16 protein-coding genes are annotated in these 14,994 nt (G+C 38.5%); 11 read left to right on the top strand and 5 right to left on the bottom strand.

The window, feature by feature from the left end; all coding sequences use genetic code 11:
* Positions 1-23 precede the first annotated feature (23 nt).
* Both SOP96_RS05840 and SOP96_RS05835 read left to right on the top strand, forming a co-directional pair.
* Positions 24-2,105 (top strand): ATP-dependent endonuclease, encoded by a 2,082-nt coding sequence (locus SOP96_RS05840; protein WP_100075702.1) that lies wholly within the window; start codon positions 24-26, stop codon positions 2,103-2,105.
* Complete coding sequence (locus SOP96_RS05835) at positions 2,087-4,018, top strand: UvrD-helicase domain-containing protein (RefSeq protein ID WP_100075703.1); 1,932 nt, start codon at positions 2,087-2,089, stop codon at positions 4,016-4,018. Before SOP96_RS05840 ends, SOP96_RS05835 begins: the two co-directional genes overlap by 19 nt.
* Positions 4,019-4,043: 25 nt before the next feature.
* Here SOP96_RS05835 and SOP96_RS05830 read toward each other — a convergent pair whose 3' ends face one another.
* Genes SOP96_RS05830 through SOP96_RS05810 form a run of 5 tightly spaced genes read right to left on the bottom strand, consistent with a single transcriptional unit; the run spans position 4,044 to position 6,317 of the window.
* Positions 4,044-4,679: a conjugal transfer protein TraD gene (locus SOP96_RS05830; protein ID WP_100075704.1), complete on the bottom strand. Its 636-nt coding sequence runs from the start codon at positions 4,677-4,679 to the stop codon at positions 4,044-4,046.
* Positions 4,680-4,690: 11 nt separating this feature from the next.
* Entirely contained in the window at positions 4,691-5,140 is a 450-nt protein-coding gene (locus tag SOP96_RS05825; protein WP_100075705.1) for a DUF3408 domain-containing protein, read from the bottom strand.
* Between the two features lie 4 nt (positions 5,141-5,144).
* Positions 5,145-5,912: a ParA family protein gene (locus tag SOP96_RS05820; protein WP_100075706.1), complete on the bottom strand. Its 768-nt coding sequence runs from the start codon at positions 5,910-5,912 to the stop codon at positions 5,145-5,147.
* A gap of 4 nt (positions 5,913-5,916) precedes the next feature.
* Positions 5,917-6,198, bottom strand: a complete 282-nt coding sequence (locus tag SOP96_RS05815; protein WP_100075707.1) for a hypothetical protein — start codon at positions 6,196-6,198, stop codon at positions 5,917-5,919.
* Entirely contained in the window at positions 6,171-6,317 is a 147-nt protein-coding gene (locus SOP96_RS05810) for a hypothetical protein (RefSeq protein ID WP_326320083.1), read from the bottom strand. The genes SOP96_RS05815 and SOP96_RS05810 overlap by 28 nt, the downstream gene beginning before the upstream one ends.
* A gap of 359 nt (positions 6,318-6,676) precedes the next feature.
* Between SOP96_RS05810 and mobA the strand changes: the two genes are divergently transcribed.
* The 9 genes from mobA to SOP96_RS05765 all read left to right on the top strand — a co-directional run bounded on the left by mobA (position 6,677) and on the right by SOP96_RS05765 (position 14,993).
* Positions 6,677-7,108, top strand: coding sequence for a conjugal transfer protein MobA (gene mobA / locus SOP96_RS05805; RefSeq protein ID WP_002978470.1), 432 nt, complete (start codon positions 6,677-6,679; stop codon positions 7,106-7,108).
* Between the two features lie 8 nt (positions 7,109-7,116).
* A complete protein-coding gene (gene mobB / locus SOP96_RS05800) occupies positions 7,117-8,394 on the top strand; it encodes a conjugal transfer protein MobB (RefSeq protein ID WP_326320082.1) in 1,278 nt (425 codons plus the stop codon).
* Positions 8,395-8,525: 131 nt separating this feature from the next.
* Positions 8,526-8,900, top strand: coding sequence for an ArsR/SmtB family transcription factor (locus SOP96_RS05795; protein ID WP_002978466.1), 375 nt, complete (start codon positions 8,526-8,528; stop codon positions 8,898-8,900).
* On the top strand, positions 8,897-9,490 hold the full coding sequence (gene merTP, locus SOP96_RS05790; protein ID WP_002978464.1) for a mercuric transport protein MerTP: 594 nt from the start codon (positions 8,897-8,899) through the stop codon (positions 9,488-9,490). The genes SOP96_RS05795 and merTP overlap by 4 nt, the downstream gene beginning before the upstream one ends.
* A 6-nt stretch (positions 9,491-9,496) precedes the next feature.
* Complete coding sequence (locus tag SOP96_RS05785) at positions 9,497-9,703, top strand: GDCCVxC domain-containing (seleno)protein (protein ID WP_002996045.1); 207 nt, start codon at positions 9,497-9,499, stop codon at positions 9,701-9,703.
* A gap of 197 nt (positions 9,704-9,900) precedes the next feature.
* Positions 9,901-11,901 (top strand): conjugal transfer protein MobC, encoded by a 2,001-nt coding sequence (mobC, locus tag SOP96_RS05780; protein ID WP_002978460.1) that lies wholly within the window; start codon positions 9,901-9,903, stop codon positions 11,899-11,901.
* Positions 11,902-12,100: 199 nt separating this feature from the next.
* The gene (locus SOP96_RS05775; RefSeq protein ID WP_002978457.1) at positions 12,101-12,733 is read left to right on the top strand and encodes a TetR/AcrR family transcriptional regulator; all 633 of its coding nucleotides are present in this window, start codon (positions 12,101-12,103) and stop codon (positions 12,731-12,733) included.
* A gap of 51 nt (positions 12,734-12,784) precedes the next feature.
* Positions 12,785-14,068 (top strand): TolC family protein, encoded by a 1,284-nt coding sequence (locus tag SOP96_RS05770; protein WP_002978454.1) that lies wholly within the window; start codon positions 12,785-12,787, stop codon positions 14,066-14,068.
* 22 nt (positions 14,069-14,090) lie between these two features.
* On the top strand, positions 14,091-14,993 hold the full coding sequence (locus SOP96_RS05765) for an HlyD family secretion protein (protein ID WP_002978452.1): 903 nt from the start codon (positions 14,091-14,093) through the stop codon (positions 14,991-14,993).
* Position 14,994: the final 1 nt, after the last annotated feature.

The raw sequence follows: 14,994 nt of genomic DNA, 5'->3' as shown, positions 1-14,994 counted from the left end.
ATCAAATACTATAACCAGTCATTATGAAGATAAAAAAAATTGAAGTTGAAAATTTTCGATTATTGAAGACTTTCTCAATAGACCTTGAAAATGAACTTTCTCTTGTTATCGGGAAAAATAATACAGGAAAGACTTCTATTTTGTCAGTTCTTGATAAATTTATAAATGAGAAAAGTAAATTTTCTTATGATGATTTCAATATTGATTTTAAAAATGAATTAGAAGTTTTAATCAAGTCGGCTGATGTTCCTGAAGAATTTCCACCCAAAGGTATTAGACTGAAAATTTATATTGAATATAACGATACCGATGACTTATCTAATGTCAGTAGAGTATTAATGGATTTAGACCCTGACAATAACAATATTGTTTTAGGTTTTGAATACACGGTAATTTATGATGACTTTTTAAGAATAAAAGCTGATTATGCAGGCTTCGTCGCCAGTGAAAATGCTAAGAATGCTAAGAAGAATGAATATAAGCAAAGGGAATTAAAAGATTTTTTAAAGCAAAATTTAGAAGCTTATTTTAAAATTCATAAATTCTCTTTTGAATATAATACGGCTACAAACAAGATTACCGAAACTAACCCAATTGACCTTATTAGTGAGAACATTAATTTAAAAGATATCATCAGCTTCAAATACATTAGTGCAAGAAGAGATGTGACAAATAAAGAAAAGGAAAACACGCTCTCAAAACAAACTTCAAGCCTTTATAAAAAGAAAGAAGATAGTAGCGATAAGACGCAGGCTACAGAAGATTTTAAAGACCAGCTTTCAGAAACCGACAGTACATTAAGCGATATCTATAAAGACTTATTTAAAGACGTAATAAAAAAGGTTCAGGATTTTGGTGGCGTTAAGTTGAATGACACTGATATCGCAATTATTTCAACACTGCAACACCGAGAATTGCTTGAAGGAAACACTACTGTGGTGTACACTCACGATGACCACAGATTGCCGGAGCATTACAATGGTTTAGGCTATATGAACCTAATAAGTATGATTTTTGAAATTGAAATTTTAGTACAAGATTTCAAGAGAGATAAAGACAAAAAGCCAGCAGATATTAATTTACTTATTATAGAAGAACCGGAAGCACATACCCATCCCCAGATGCAGTATGTCTTTATAAAAAATATAAAGAAACTGCTTGGAGAGGGTATCAAAAGAGATGATGGAATAGAAAGACCGTTACAGTATATAATCACAACGCATTCATCACATATTGTTGCAGATAGCGATTTCGATGATATAAAATACTTAAAAACAATAACAAAGAATGACGTAACCGCTAAAAATCTGAAGGATTTAAGAGCCCAATATGATGCCGACCCAAAACAATATCAATTCCTAAAACAATATCTAACAATTAGCAGAGCGGAAATCTTTTTTGCCGATAAGGCTATACTTATTGAAGGAGATACCGAAAGAATTTTGATACCAACTTTTATGAGAAAGGTTGATTTGGAAGAAGCAGCACGTTTACAAGCAGCAGGTAATGCAGATACATTTTTGCCTCTTCTGTCACAAAATATATCAACTATCGAAGTTGGGGCATACTCACAAATCTTTGAAAAGTTTATTGACTTCCTGGGTATAAAGTCACTGATATTAACAGATATTGACGCTATAAAGGTAACAGGTCAAAATGCAAAAGGGCAAGACGAATGGGGAGCCTGCCCAGTAAATGAAGGGACTAAAACGAGTAATTCGGCAATTAATCATTTTTTGTCGGCTGTAACTTGGAATGATTTAAAAAATTTACCGGTTGGAAATAGAACAATTGTTGTAGGAAGTTCCACAATTTGTATATGTTACCAACAGGAAGAAAATACTTATCACGCAAGAAGTTTTGAAGATGCTTTTATACATCTGAATAGAACATTTGTAAAAGAAAATAAAGATACTTTCCAAGGGATAAAAAATGCTGCTGATTTTGATGATGATGCGAAAAGCCCTTATGTTTTAGCAGCGAATTGTGTTAAGAAGAAAACACATTTCGCTTTAGACATATTATATCATAGTGATGAAACATTTAGCAATTGGAATATTCCGGATTACATTAAAAATGGTTTGTTATGGTTGAAGGAAGATTAAATTTAGAACCGGAAGTACAGGAAATTTTTCAATCTATTGATAATGGCAGGAACTTTTTATTAAGCGGAGGTGCAGGAAGTGGAAAAACCTATTCCTTAGTAAATGTAATTCGACAGGCAATAGCTGAAAACCCGACGGCTAAGGTTGCTTGTATGACTTATACTAATGCAGCAGTCAAAGAAATTGAGGAAAGAGTAAACCACAAAAACCTTAATGTATCTACGATACACGATTTCTTATGGGATAGTATTAAACACTTTCAAAAAGAGCTTAAAGAAGCACTTGTTTCCTTAGCGAACAATGAGGAAGTAATCAAAATTTCTATTGAAGAAGTCAATCCCGTTCCGGATAATTATTATGCAGTTTTGCCTGATGGTGTACAGTACAAAGAGTTTGTTAGAATACGTGAAGGAATAATATCTCACGATGAATTGCTTATAGTAGCAAACTATCTTTTTGAAAAATATCCCAAACTTAGCAGTATTGTAAAAGATAAATACAAGTTCATTTTCATAGATGAGTACCAAGATACAAGCAAAGCTGTCGTAGAAACTTTTCTTATACATTTTAAGAAAAGTGAAAGAAAGAATATCATAGGTTTCTTTGGGGATGCAATGCAATCAATTTATGAAGATGGCATTGGCAACCTAAACGATTATAAAGGAGATGAACCCGAAAAAGTAAATGAAATTCCAAAGAAGCAAAATAGAAGAAATCCCCAATCTGTAATCAATTTGGCGAACAAACTTCGTACTGATGGTATAATTCAAGAACCATCCGCCGACCCGAAAGCTCCTAATATGGCTAATGGTGCAATAAAGCAAGGTACTGTTTTGTTTTTGCATTCCACTGATGGAGATGTCAATAAGGTTGAAGAATTTTTAGCCGCGAATTATGGCTGGGATTTTAATAATTCAAAGGAAACTAAGGAACTTAATCTCACTCACAATTTAATAGCAGGCAAAGCAGGTTTTAGAACCTTGATGGATATTTATGATAAAGACCACATATTAAGTTTTAGAGATAGAATTAAGAAATATATTAAAGATAACAATGTTGCAACTGACTTTTCAGAAAATACATTTGGAGAAGTAATTGAAGCATTACAGCAAGGAAAAAGTGGTAGAGAGTTAAACGCAGTGCGTCCTACAAACACAATGCAGGTTTTTATTGATGGTAATGCGGAATTATATAATTATGCTAAAGCAATAAAATATACTGAATTTTCCAAAATGTATATTGACAAAGACCAATTACTTGATGATAAAAAGCAAGACAAAGATGATGAAAACAAGAAAGGTTCAAAAAGAGATAATCTTGTAAAACACTTATTTAAAATTCAGAATAATATTTCTCTGTATCAAAATAAAAAGTACAATGAGTTTTTAAGAGCTACAGATTATCATTTTAAAATAACAAGTATCGCAAGTAAAAAAGCCTTAAAAGAAAATATTGAAAGCCTTGTGAATGTTGGAGATAATACAATCGAACAAGTCATTAATGATGCTAACGAAAAGAGAATTTATTTAATTGATGATAAGCTGATTGCTTTTAAAGAGAACAAGGAGTATTTGTATAATCGAGTGAAGGATGTTAAGTTTAGTGAATTTCAAAAGCTATATGAATACCTTGAAGGACAAACACCATTTTCAACACAGCACAAAACCAAAGGAACAGAATTTGATAATGTTTTAGTTATTCTTGATAACGGAGGTTGGAACAATTATAATTTCGGTAATCTCTTTTTAGAAACAGGTTCAGCAACTGTATTAGACAGAACACAAAAGATATTTTATGTCTGTTGCACAAGGGCTAAAGAAAATTTAGCAGTCTTCTTTCACAATCCTGATGCAGATGTAATAGCGAAAGCCAAAGTTTGGTTTGGAGAAGAAAATGTAATTGATATTGGTTAAACTTATTCATAAGAACATTGAGGAGCTATACAAACTCCCCAATGTCAAAATCACCCAAATCACTTTTCCGCAAGGTGGAAGAACCGTCGTCGCTTTCAGATGAAAGTGTGCTATCCAAAAGCTCGGCAATTTTTCGGGAAGCACCCTCAATGGAATTTTCCAGTAAGCTGAATAATTCGGTTCCCTGTAATTTCTGAACTATGGCTACCGCTGTTTCCTTTTGAGCCTGTTCCAAATTCTCTTTTTGGAGCAATGCCCCTACGGAGCTTAGTTCGTCGTAGGTAACCCCTTGGGCAAAACCGTTATCGCCACCGGATATTCCGTACCTGTTCCATTCTTCTTCCTCTTCTTCCAAATCAGGCATATTGCTGAAAACTTCGTCCAGTTCTTCCTGCGGAATTTGAATGCTGACGTTTTCGTTTTCGTCGTATTCGATGTCTAAATTATCAGGGTTTATCTCCGGTTCCGTTATTTGGCTTTCATTGGCAGTGTTTGGCAGGGAATGGCTTCTTACTCGCTTGGGCTGCCCCATAATATCGGGCAGGTTCGGGTTAACTTTTTCCTGTGTGGGCTTTTGCTCCGACCTTTTATGAATGACAATCTTATCCTGCAAAAGCAGGACAATGACTATCAGCAGGCAAATCACAATTACTATTTCCATAATCTGATGCTTTAAAAAATGGGTTTAAACTTTTCGTTGAAATCATCGGTAATGGCTTTTTCAAACATTTCAAAATGATGCTCCAGTATGTTATCAAGATAGGCATACAAGGGTATGGCATCTTTACCAATGACCTGTACAATGCGGGATAGGCGTTCGTGGTATTCCTGCCGGATATAAATGCTTTTATCGCCCCGCTTTGTCATCGAGTGGGTTTTCAAAAAGTGTTCGCCGTAGCTTCCGTCAAGGTTTTTCTTGGTGCGGTTCCTTTCCCGTTGTGCGGGTTTGCTTTGTGATAATTCTTCCTGCTGCACCTCGTCTTTTACAGCTTCCTTTACCTGCTCTTCGGCAGGTTCAGGCGGTAGCTGCAAACCATCCTTTTTAATACCATCCACCATCAGGTTCATCATCATTTCCTCGTTAATGTCCGGCGTTACTTTTCTTTTATTGTCTTTTTCCATAGCACTACAATTGAATGATGTTTAAAAATTCGCTGATGAACAGGTCTAACTGACAGGCTTTCATCAAACGCTCATCAGGTGGCATTACCGTAGAACGGAAAACCGTTTTGCTGTCCGCTTCGCTTTCCTTGCGAAAACGGGTGCTGTTCTTGATTTGACTTTGCATCAGGCTTAATCCCAGTTGCCCGATAAGCTGATTGTACACGTCATATAAGGGTGTGCTTTCCCTGCCGTCCACCTGGTTCCAAAACAGGTTAATGGTTTGTATGGAAGTTTCGCCCTTTTTCATAATCACATCCTGTAAAAGCTGCGTGAAGATGAGTGTACTTTCCATTACCACACGGTCTGCCGTAATGGGCGTAAAAATGTGGTGCATTCCCGCCAATGCTTTCAGGATGCCGGGCGTGTTCACGGTTCCGGGCAGGTCGAAGAACAGCACATCAAGCGGAACGGGAGAAGTGTTTACAAATTCGTGCGCCGCATCGAGTACGCTGTCCGCTTTGTGCTGCATAATGGGATAGGCTTTTTTGTTGATGGTGGTAAACTGCTTATACGCCAGTTTTTTCAAAGCCTCATTTTCCATTACCATTGCCAAATCACGGGTTTTCATTTTCATCAGGCTGTGCTGCGGAAAATCCGCATCAAATACGGCTACGTTGTAGCCCAACCGATAGTGCATCGTACTGGCGACAAGCGTAGTAAATGTGCTTTTGCCAACACCGCCTTTTTGAGAAGAAAAGGCAACGAACAGAGGTTTCTTTTTTGTGTCCATATTTTTAAAATTTAAAGTTTACATCTTCCAGTTTTCTGGCTTGCAGGCTATCAGCCGTGCAGTCCTGATTTCGTGCTGTCTTTCTTGCAGTATAGCCATCAGGCTTGCCTGCGGGAATTACTGATTGCCTGATTTCCTGCGGTACAGCAGCAATGCCTTCATTCAGGCATCTTATCAGGCAGGATTTCGGTCTTTCATTCGTTCCGTCCGCCATTCCATCCATCGGGCAGGCGTGATATGCTGATAGCACGCTTTCCGTCATTCCTGCGCTCTTGCTTTCTTGCATTCCTGCAATCTTGCAATCTTGCAGGCAGGATAACCCGCTATCTTGAATGTGTGTCGTCTGCTCGTCCTGAAGTACTGGCTGTCTGCCTGCCTGCCAACATTCAGGGGCAAAGAACTCATCAAAATCATTCGGTTGTATAGAGGTGGCAGTGTTTGGCGTTCAGAGGTTGCATTTGGCACAGTGGCACAGTGCAACGCTATCGTAAACAGGGCTTTACTTTGTATTGTGATTTTTATTAACGGATTTATGCAAAAGTCTTTTGACATATCAGGGGGTAACGGGAACGGCATCGAGCCGTTTTTCCTTGTTACATTCAATCCGTCCCGCAGGGCGGATTTTTGTGTTCACCGGAACACGGCAAGTTGTGTTTTGAGCATCTCGGAATGATTTCCGATGCTCAAAACAACTTGCCCTTTGCAGGGGGCAGAAAACACCTTCCGAAGTCAGGGTTTTGTATGGATTTTAAAATGGATTAGTGATGAACGATAACAACAAAAAGCAATTGAAAAAGACCGGACGCCGCCCCAAAGAAGACCCGGCGACAATACGGTACACCATTTCCTTTAACGAGCAGGAACACGCCCGTTTTCTTGCCCTGTTTGATAAATCAGGTATGCAGGTAAAGGCGCACTTTATAACGTCCTGCATCTTTAACAAGACCATAAAGACCATTCAGATTGACAAGGGAACGGTTGATTTTTATATGCGGCTGACCTCTTTTCATAGCCAGTTCCGTTCCATAGGTGTAAACTATAACCAAATTGTAAAGCTGCTGTACAAGAATTTTTCCGAGAAAAAAGCCGCAGCGTTTCTGTACAAACTGGAAAAGCAGACGGCTGAAATGGCAATGCTATGTCAGAAAATCATCCAAATAAGCGAGGAATTTGAAGCCAAACACCTGAAAAAATAGCGGTAGAAATGATAGCAAAAATCGGAAGAAGCGCAAATTTATACGGAGCATTGGCGTACAATCAGCTTAAAGTAGAGAATGAAAACGGGCAGATTTTGTTTGCCAATAAGATGATTGAAACCGCAAGCGGTCATTATTCCGTGGCACAATTAGCCCAGTCTTTTGCCCCTTACCTGATAGCGAACCGCAATACCGAGAAACATACGTTGCATATTTCGCTTAATCCTGACCCGAACGACAAGGTAAGCGATGATAAGTTTAGGGAAATGGCAGAACAGTATATGCGGGAAATGGGTTACGGCGAACAGCCTTTTGTGGTATTCAAACACACGGATATTGACCGCAGCCATATACACATTGTATCGGTTTGCGTGGACGAGCAGGGCAAAAAGATTTCGGACAAATTCGAGAAAATGCGGTCTATGAATGTGTGCCGTGAACTGGAAAGACAACACGGCTTGATACCCGCAACCGATAAAGAACACAAGCAGAACGACAAGATTTTCCGTCCGGTAGATTATCGGGCAGGCGATGTGAAAAGCCAAATCGCTTCGGTTGTCCGCCACCTACCGAATTATTATAAGTTTCAGACTTTGGGCGAATACAATGCCTTGCTTTCCCTGTTTAATGTTACCACCGAAAAAGTGGAGGGCGAATTGCAGGGAAAAATGCGGCAAGGCTTATTATATATTCCTTTAAACGAGAAAGGCGAAAGAGCCGGGCATCCGTTCAAGGCTTCGTTGTTTGGTAAAAATGCAGGGCTTCCGGCTTTGGAACTGCATTTTGCAAAATGCAAAGAGGATTTAAAAGACCACCCAAGTAAGCAGACCCTAAAAGCTGCAATTTCTATTGCTCTGAAATCCACAAATGATGAGCAGGCTTTTAAAAAGCAGTTGAGTGAACAGGGCATTAATGTAGTGGTCCGCCGGAACGATACAGGTCGTATTTATGGTATCACTTTCATAGACCACAATTCAAAGGCGGTTTGGAACGGTTCACGCTTAGCAAAGGAACTTTCTGCCAATACCTTTAATGATTATTGGAACAATAATATCAAACCGGAGATTAAAGAACCTGTCGTACAACTTCCAAAAACATCCACATCAAATGATGCAGATCTTCCTGCGGAAGAACCTCATCATTTGTTCGACTTCCTGAATACTACTGAAAAACACGAAGACGGTTTGATTGAGGCATTTGGCGGTTTGTTACCCGAAGCACAGGGCGATGATTACGAGGAACAGGATTTTGCTAACAAAATGAAGAAGAAAAAAAGAAGACTGTAAGAGGTCAGATTTTGGAATTAAAAATCTGTTTTTAAAAAGATTTATTGAGCTGTCACTTTATAATTCTGAAAGAATTTGAGTTGTATTTAAGTAATTGCTTAAATACAACTCAAATTGACTATCTTTGTGCTATGGACAATAATTCTTGCATACGACAACAAGCAGACATTAAACAAATAAACCGCTGTAAAGACCGAGTTTCAGAACTCAACGGTTCTTTTGACTATTTATCGAACGGACTTGAATTAGCGGGAAACAATGTAAGACTGAAAATACTCTTTCTACTTTATGAAGAAAAACGACTTTGTGTTTGTGATATAAGTGATATTCTTGGTATGACAATTTCAGCGGTTTCACAACACTTGCGGAAACTCAAAGACAGAAAACTTATTGAAACCGAACGAGAAGCTCAAACTATTTTTCACTCACTGACTAAAGAGTATGAAAAAATGCTGAAACCATTTTTCAAAATACTTGACGAAAACAAAATATTAGAAACAATATGAAAACTGACAAAAAATTAATTGGTGCAGGACTTTTGACTACAATTGCAGCTTCTCTTTGTTGCATCACACCAGTATTGGCTCTTATTGCAGGAACAAGCGGTCTTGCTTCCACTTTTTCTTGGCTTGAACCTTTTCGACCCTATTTTATCGGGTTGACAATTTTGGTTCTTGGTTTTGCTTGGTATCAAAAGTTGAAACCCAAAAAGCAGATAGATTGCAATTGTGAGACAGAAGAAAAACCAAAATTCATTCAGTCAAAAATGTTTTTAGGAATTGTAACAGCATTTGCAATCGTAATGCTTGCCTTTCCATACTACTCAAGCATTTTCTACCCAAAGACAGAAAAGCAAATTATAGCGGTGGACAAATCCAATATTCAAAAAGTAGAATTTACGATTAGCGGAATGACTTGTGCAAGTTGTGGCGAACACGTAAATCACGAAGTAAATAAATTGACAGGAATAATAAGTTCAAACGCCTCATACGAAAAAGGAAACGCAATCGTGGAATTTGACAACTCAAAAACGAATATTTCTGAGGTCGAAAAAGCAATTAACTCAACAGGATATTCTGTAACCGACAAAAAATAAAACCAAATGGAAATCATATTGCAATCAACAATTACTTGCCCCAACTGCGGACACAAGAAAGAAGAAACAATGCCGACAGACGCTTGCCAATATTTCTACGAATGTGAAAAATGCAAACAAGTTCTTAAACCAAAACAAGGAGACTGTTGTGTTTATTGTAGTTACGGAAGTGTTCCTTGTCCACCAATTCAGCAGGACAAAAAATGTTGCTGACGGACAGAAAACAGAAGAGCAACTAAAAGTATTTTTTATTTGGATGCTTCATAAATGTTACGATACAAAAGGATCATAGAAGCTACAACTCTTATCACTTCGCCAAACACTGCCACGCACCGCCATTGACTGCCACATTCTTATAGCCGCTGTGTAGAGCCTTTAAATTCACGCCCGAACATTAAAACTAAAAAAGAATGCAGGGAGAAGACGATTTAAGAGGTTTAGCCAAAATAATGGCTTTTATGCGGGCAGTCAGTATTCTTTTGGTGCTGATGCACCTTTATTGGTTCTGCTACGGGTTCTTTTTAGAACGTGGTTGGACGTTGGAAATAATCAACAAGATATTAGGCAATTTCGACCGGACGGCGGGCTTGTTTTCACATACCCTTTATACCAAGGCGTTCGCTTTGGTTTTGCTTGCTTTGAGTTGTTTGGGAACGAAAGGCGTAAAGAATGAGAAGATAACCTGGGCTAAAATCTACGTGGCTTTGGGCGTTGGTTTTGTGCTGTTCTTTCTGAACACGCCGTTGTTAAAGCTATCTCCGGTAATAGGCACATTTCTGTATATCCTTACTATCTCGTTAGGTTATATTGCTTTGCTGATGGCGGGCGTATGGATGAGCCGCTTGCTTCGTACCAACTTAATGGACGATGTTTTCAACAACGAGAACGAGAGCTTTCAACAGGAAACAAAGCTGATGGAAAATGAATATTCCGTTAACCTGCCCACCAAATTTTACTACAAAGGCAAATGGAACAACGGTTGGATAAACATTGTAAATCCTTTCAGGGCATCAATCGTGTTGGGTACTCCGGGTTCCGGTAAATCTTATGCCATCGTAAACAACTACATCAAGCAGCAGATTGAGAAAGGCTTTAGTATGTATATATATGATTTTAAATTTGACGACCTTTCCACCATTGCCTACAATCATTTATTGAAGCATCGGGATAAGTACAAAGTTCAACCAAAATTCTATGTGATAAATTTCGATGACCCACGCAAGAGCCATAGGTGCAATCCACTCAATCCCGATTTTATGACAGACATTTCCGACGCTTACGAAGCGGCTTACACCATAATGCTGAACCTCAACCGTAGCTGGATACAGAAGCAAGGGGATTTTTTCGTGGAAAGCCCAATTATCCTATTGGCTGCCATTATTTGGTATCTGAAAATCTATGAGGATGGTAAGTATTGTACATTCCCGCACGCCATTGAATTGCTGAATAAAAAGTATTCGGACGTATTTACCATTCTGACCTCATATTCCGATTTGGAAAACTATCTTTCTCCGTTTATGGATGCCTGGCAAGGTGGCGCACAAGACCAATTGCAGGGACAGATTGCATCGGCAAAAATCCCTTTGTCAAGAATGATAAGTCCGCAACTGTACTGGGTAATGACAGGCGATGACTTTACGCTTGACATCAACAACCCAAAAGAGCCGAAAATTTTGTGTGTAGGTAATAATCCCGACCGTCAAAATATCTATTCCGCAGCTTTGGGTTTATACAATTCGAGGATTGTAAAACTGATTAATAAAAAAGGACAGCTAAAGAGTTCCGTTATCATTGATGAGTTGCCCACAATTTATTTTAGGGGACTGGATAACCTTATCGCAACGGCGAGAAGTAATAAGGTGGCTGTATGCTTGGGCTTTCAAGACTTTTCGCAATTAACGAGGGATTACGGCGACAAAGAAAGTAAGGTAATACAGAATACCGTCGGCAATATATTCAGTGGTCAGGTGGTTGGAGAAACGGCAAAAAGCCTTTCGGAACGCTTCGGAAAAGTATTGCAGAAACGCCAGAGTATGACCATTAACCGCAACGATAAATCTACCTCAATTTCCACACAATTAGACAGCCTTATTCCGGCTTCCAAAATTTCAACTTTGACACAGGGTATGTTCGTAGGTTCTGTATCGGATAACTTTGATGAGCGCATCGAGCAAAAGATTTTCCACGCTGAAATCGTGGTGGATAATGACAAGGTAGCAGCAGAAACCAAAGCCTATAAGCAAATACCGCAAATCCTTTCTTTCGTAAACGAGCAGGGCGAGGATAAAATGAAACAGCAGATTGAAAGCAACTACCGTCAGATAAAACAAGACATTGTACAGATTATCGAAATGGAATTGGAGCGTATCAAAAATGACCCGGATTTGCAACATTTGGTGCAGCAAGAATAATAGCGTTTTAGGATATATCCATCAAAAACAGGGCTGTACTTTTTACAGCCCTGTTTTTTTGTACAGCACTATTACTAACCTTCTCGTTATCAAGTTTCAAGAATAATTTCGAAAACTAAATTTAATCAAATGATTAAAATATTTGGATAAATCAAGAATAAGTTTTTACATTTGTCACTGAAAAGAATTTTAATGTAAAATGGCTAAAAGTAAAGAAGTAAAGAAGTTAGACACTTCTACTGAAGAAAAGATAAAGAACGCTGCTCGTATCGTATTCCATAAAAAAGGGTTTGCGGCAACACGTACAAGGGACATTGCAGAGGAAGCAGACATTAACCTTGCTTTGCTCAATTATTATTTCCGCAGTAAAGAAAAGTTGTTTGATATTATAATGCTTGAAACCGTAACGGGTTTTATGCACACTATGGCAACGATATTGAATGACGAGAAAACCTCTTTAGAAAAGAAAGTAGAATTGGTTGCTTCCCATTATATAGACTTTATTACCCAAGAGCCGAATATCCCCATTTTTATGTTGAACGAAATCCGTAACAATTCGGGCGGTCTGTTAGAAAAATTACCAATCAAACAAATAGTAATGAGTTCTGCATTTGTCAAACAACATCAGGAAGCTGTTGCAAAAGGAAAAATTACCGAACCAAACCCATTGCATTTTTTGATGAATTTATTGAGCTTGGTTGTTTTTCCTTTTATCGGACAACCATTGTTACAGGGAATAAGCGGGTTGGATGAAACACAGTTTAACAAGCTGATGCAGGAGCGTAAAAGATTGATACCTGTTTGGATAAAAGCGATGATGAAAGCGAAATAAATTTTTTTGTCCATAAGTTAATCAAATGATTGAAACTAAAAATTAAATAAAATGATTAAAGTAATTCATAAACAAAAATCAAAATGGCTGATAGGCTTATTGCTGATGTGCAGCCATTGGGCAATGGCACAACAAAACAATTCATTGACCCTTGACCACTGCCTTGAAATGGCAAAACAGAATTATCCTTTGATAAAGCAGTACACGCTGATAGAAAAGACAAAGGAATATTCTATTGCCAACGCTCAAAAAGGGGTTTTACCTCAATTCAATATAGCAGGACAGGCAACCTATCAATCGGCTGTTACCCAAGTCCCGATTTCATTGCCCAATGTGGATATTCCTACAATGAGCAAAGACCAATACAGGTTATATGGCGAGGTATCGCAGTCCATTACCGACCTGTTTACCGTTAAAGACCAAAAGGAATATATCAATGCCAATTCGGAAATAGAAACACAAAAAACAGAAGTGGAACTATACAAGCTAAGGGAACGCATCAACAACCTTTATTTCGGAATATTATTGATTGATGCCCAAATCCAGCAGACCGAACTACTTAAAAAGGATATTAAAAGCGGCATCGAAAAAACCAATGTAGCCATTGCCAACGGCGTAGCATTGAAAAGCACAGCCGACAACCTGAAAGCCGAGTTGCTGAAAGCAGACCAGCGCACCATTGAACTGAAAGCCACACGCAAAGGCTATGCCGATATGCTGGCTTTGTTCATCGGCAAGTCGATTGATGAAAATACCGTTCTTGAAAAACCACATAGGCAAATGCTTACACCCACAATCAACCGCCCCGAACTGAAACTTTACGACTTACAGAAAAAATCCTTTGACGTACAGGAAAAGCTGATTACCGCTAAAAACCTGCCTCGTTTGAGTGCATTTTTTCAAGGCGGTTTTGGCAGACCTGGTTTGAATATGCTGGATAATGATTTTCAAGGTTACTATATCGGTGGTTTACGGTTGAGTTGGAACATTACAGGTTTCTATACTTATAAGAACGAAAAGAAAATGCTTGCTAACAATCAAAGTTTGATAGACATACAACGAGAAACTTTTTTGTTCAATACCAACCTCACATTGAAACAGCAAAACGCTGATATAACCAAAATGCAGGATTTGATTGAAACCGATAAGAGCATTGTTATACTTCGTGAAAGCGTAAAGAACACCACACAAAATCAACTTACTTATGGTACGGCAACCACAAACGATTACCTCATTGCGGTAAATGCCGAAGACCAGGCGAAGCAAAGTTTGATTTTACACGAAATACAGCTTTTAATGACAGAGTACAACGCTCAAACAACAGCAGGAAATTAGTAACAATAAAAAAAGTAGAACAATGTATAAAATAAAAACAATCGCATTGATAGCAAGCATCGCAACAGTGCTTACTGCTTGCAACAATAACAAAGTTTCATTTGATGCTTCGGGAAGTTTTGAGGCAGAAGAAACCATTATTTCATCGGAAGCCACAGGCACAATCAAGCAGTTCAGCATCGAAGAGGGGCAAACATTGGAAGCAGGACAAACCATTGGCTACATAGACAGCTTGCAGTTGTATCTGAAGAAAAAGCAGTTGGAAGCACAGGTTACAGCCATTTTGGGGAAAAAGCCCAATATACCTGTTCAGCTATCTGCCTTGCAGGAACAGCTTAGAACGGCTGAAAGAGAAAGGACAAGAGTTGCTAATTTGGTAAAAGGCGATGCAGCCACACCCAAACAGTTAGATGACATCAACGCACAGATTGAAGTATTGAAAAAACAAATCGAAGCACAAAAATCAACGTTGAGCATTTCAAGCGAGGGCTTAGGCAAAGACGTTGTGCCATTGCAGGTGCAGATTGAGCAACTGAACGACCAGCTTGCAAAATGCTATATCATAAATCCCGCAAGTGGAACGGTACTTTCCAAATATGCCGAAGCCAACGAAATGACGTCAGCGGGAAAACCGCTTTACAAAATCGCCAATTTATCCAACATTATTTTGAGGGTTTACATCACAGGCGACCAACTACCACAGGCAAAATTGAACCAAACAGTAAAAGTGCTTACCGATGACGGCAAAGGCGGTTACAAAGAAACCGCAGGTACAATCATTTGGATAAACGACAAAGCGGAGTTTACACCCAAAACCATTCAGACCAAAGACGAAAGGGCAAATATGGTATATGCCGTGAAGATAAAAGTTAAAAATGACGGTTTATACAAAGTAGGTATGTATGGCGAAATAAAATTCCAATAGC

The sequence above is a fragment of the Chryseobacterium salviniae genome, assembly GCF_035819015.1.
In the GTDB taxonomy this organism is placed as follows: domain Bacteria; phylum Bacteroidota; class Bacteroidia; order Flavobacteriales; family Weeksellaceae; genus Chryseobacterium; species Chryseobacterium salviniae.
The sequence above is the reverse complement of the archived record's forward strand: the minus strand, read 5'-3'. Positions and strand labels throughout refer to the sequence as shown.

What these genes read in the sequence shown, in the direction of transcription:
- SOP96_RS05810 (WP_326320083.1), bottom strand. Translation starts at nt 6,317, where the DNA reads ATGAGTTCTTTGCCCCTGAATGTTGGCAGGCAGGCAGACAGCCAGTAC.
- mobC (WP_002978460.1), top strand. Translation starts at nt 9,901, where the DNA reads ATGCAGGGAGAAGACGATTTAAGAGGTTTAGCCAAAATAATGGCTTTT.
- SOP96_RS05775 (WP_002978457.1), top strand. Translation starts at nt 12,101, where the DNA reads ATGGCTAAAAGTAAAGAAGTAAAGAAGTTAGACACTTCTACTGAAGAA.
- SOP96_RS05835 (WP_100075703.1), top strand. Translation starts at nt 2,087, where the DNA reads ATGGTTGAAGGAAGATTAAATTTAGAACCGGAAGTACAGGAAATTTTT.
- SOP96_RS05795 (WP_002978466.1), top strand. Translation starts at nt 8,526, where the DNA reads ATGGACAATAATTCTTGCATACGACAACAAGCAGACATTAAACAAATA.
- SOP96_RS05825 (WP_100075705.1), bottom strand. Translation starts at nt 5,140, where the DNA reads ATGGAAAAAGACAATAAAAGAAAAGTAACGCCGGACATTAACGAGGAA.
- SOP96_RS05840 (WP_100075702.1), top strand. Translation starts at nt 24, where the DNA reads ATGAAGATAAAAAAAATTGAAGTTGAAAATTTTCGATTATTGAAGACT.
- SOP96_RS05830 (WP_100075704.1), bottom strand. Translation starts at nt 4,679, where the DNA reads ATGGAAATAGTAATTGTGATTTGCCTGCTGATAGTCATTGTCCTGCTT.
- SOP96_RS05815 (WP_100075707.1), bottom strand. Translation starts at nt 6,198, where the DNA reads ATGCAAGAAAGCAAGAGCGCAGGAATGACGGAAAGCGTGCTATCAGCA.
- SOP96_RS05785 (WP_002996045.1), top strand. Translation starts at nt 9,497, where the DNA reads ATGGAAATCATATTGCAATCAACAATTACTTGCCCCAACTGCGGACAC.
- merTP (WP_002978464.1), top strand. Translation starts at nt 8,897, where the DNA reads ATGAAAACTGACAAAAAATTAATTGGTGCAGGACTTTTGACTACAATT.
- SOP96_RS05820 (WP_100075706.1), bottom strand. Translation starts at nt 5,912, where the DNA reads ATGGACACAAAAAAGAAACCTCTGTTCGTTGCCTTTTCTTCTCAAAAA.
- SOP96_RS05765 (WP_002978452.1), top strand. Translation starts at nt 14,091, where the DNA reads ATGTATAAAATAAAAACAATCGCATTGATAGCAAGCATCGCAACAGTG.
- SOP96_RS05770 (WP_002978454.1), top strand. Translation starts at nt 12,785, where the DNA reads ATGATTAAAGTAATTCATAAACAAAAATCAAAATGGCTGATAGGCTTA.
- mobA (WP_002978470.1), top strand. Translation starts at nt 6,677, where the DNA reads ATGAACGATAACAACAAAAAGCAATTGAAAAAGACCGGACGCCGCCCC.
- mobB (WP_326320082.1), top strand. Translation starts at nt 7,117, where the DNA reads ATGATAGCAAAAATCGGAAGAAGCGCAAATTTATACGGAGCATTGGCG.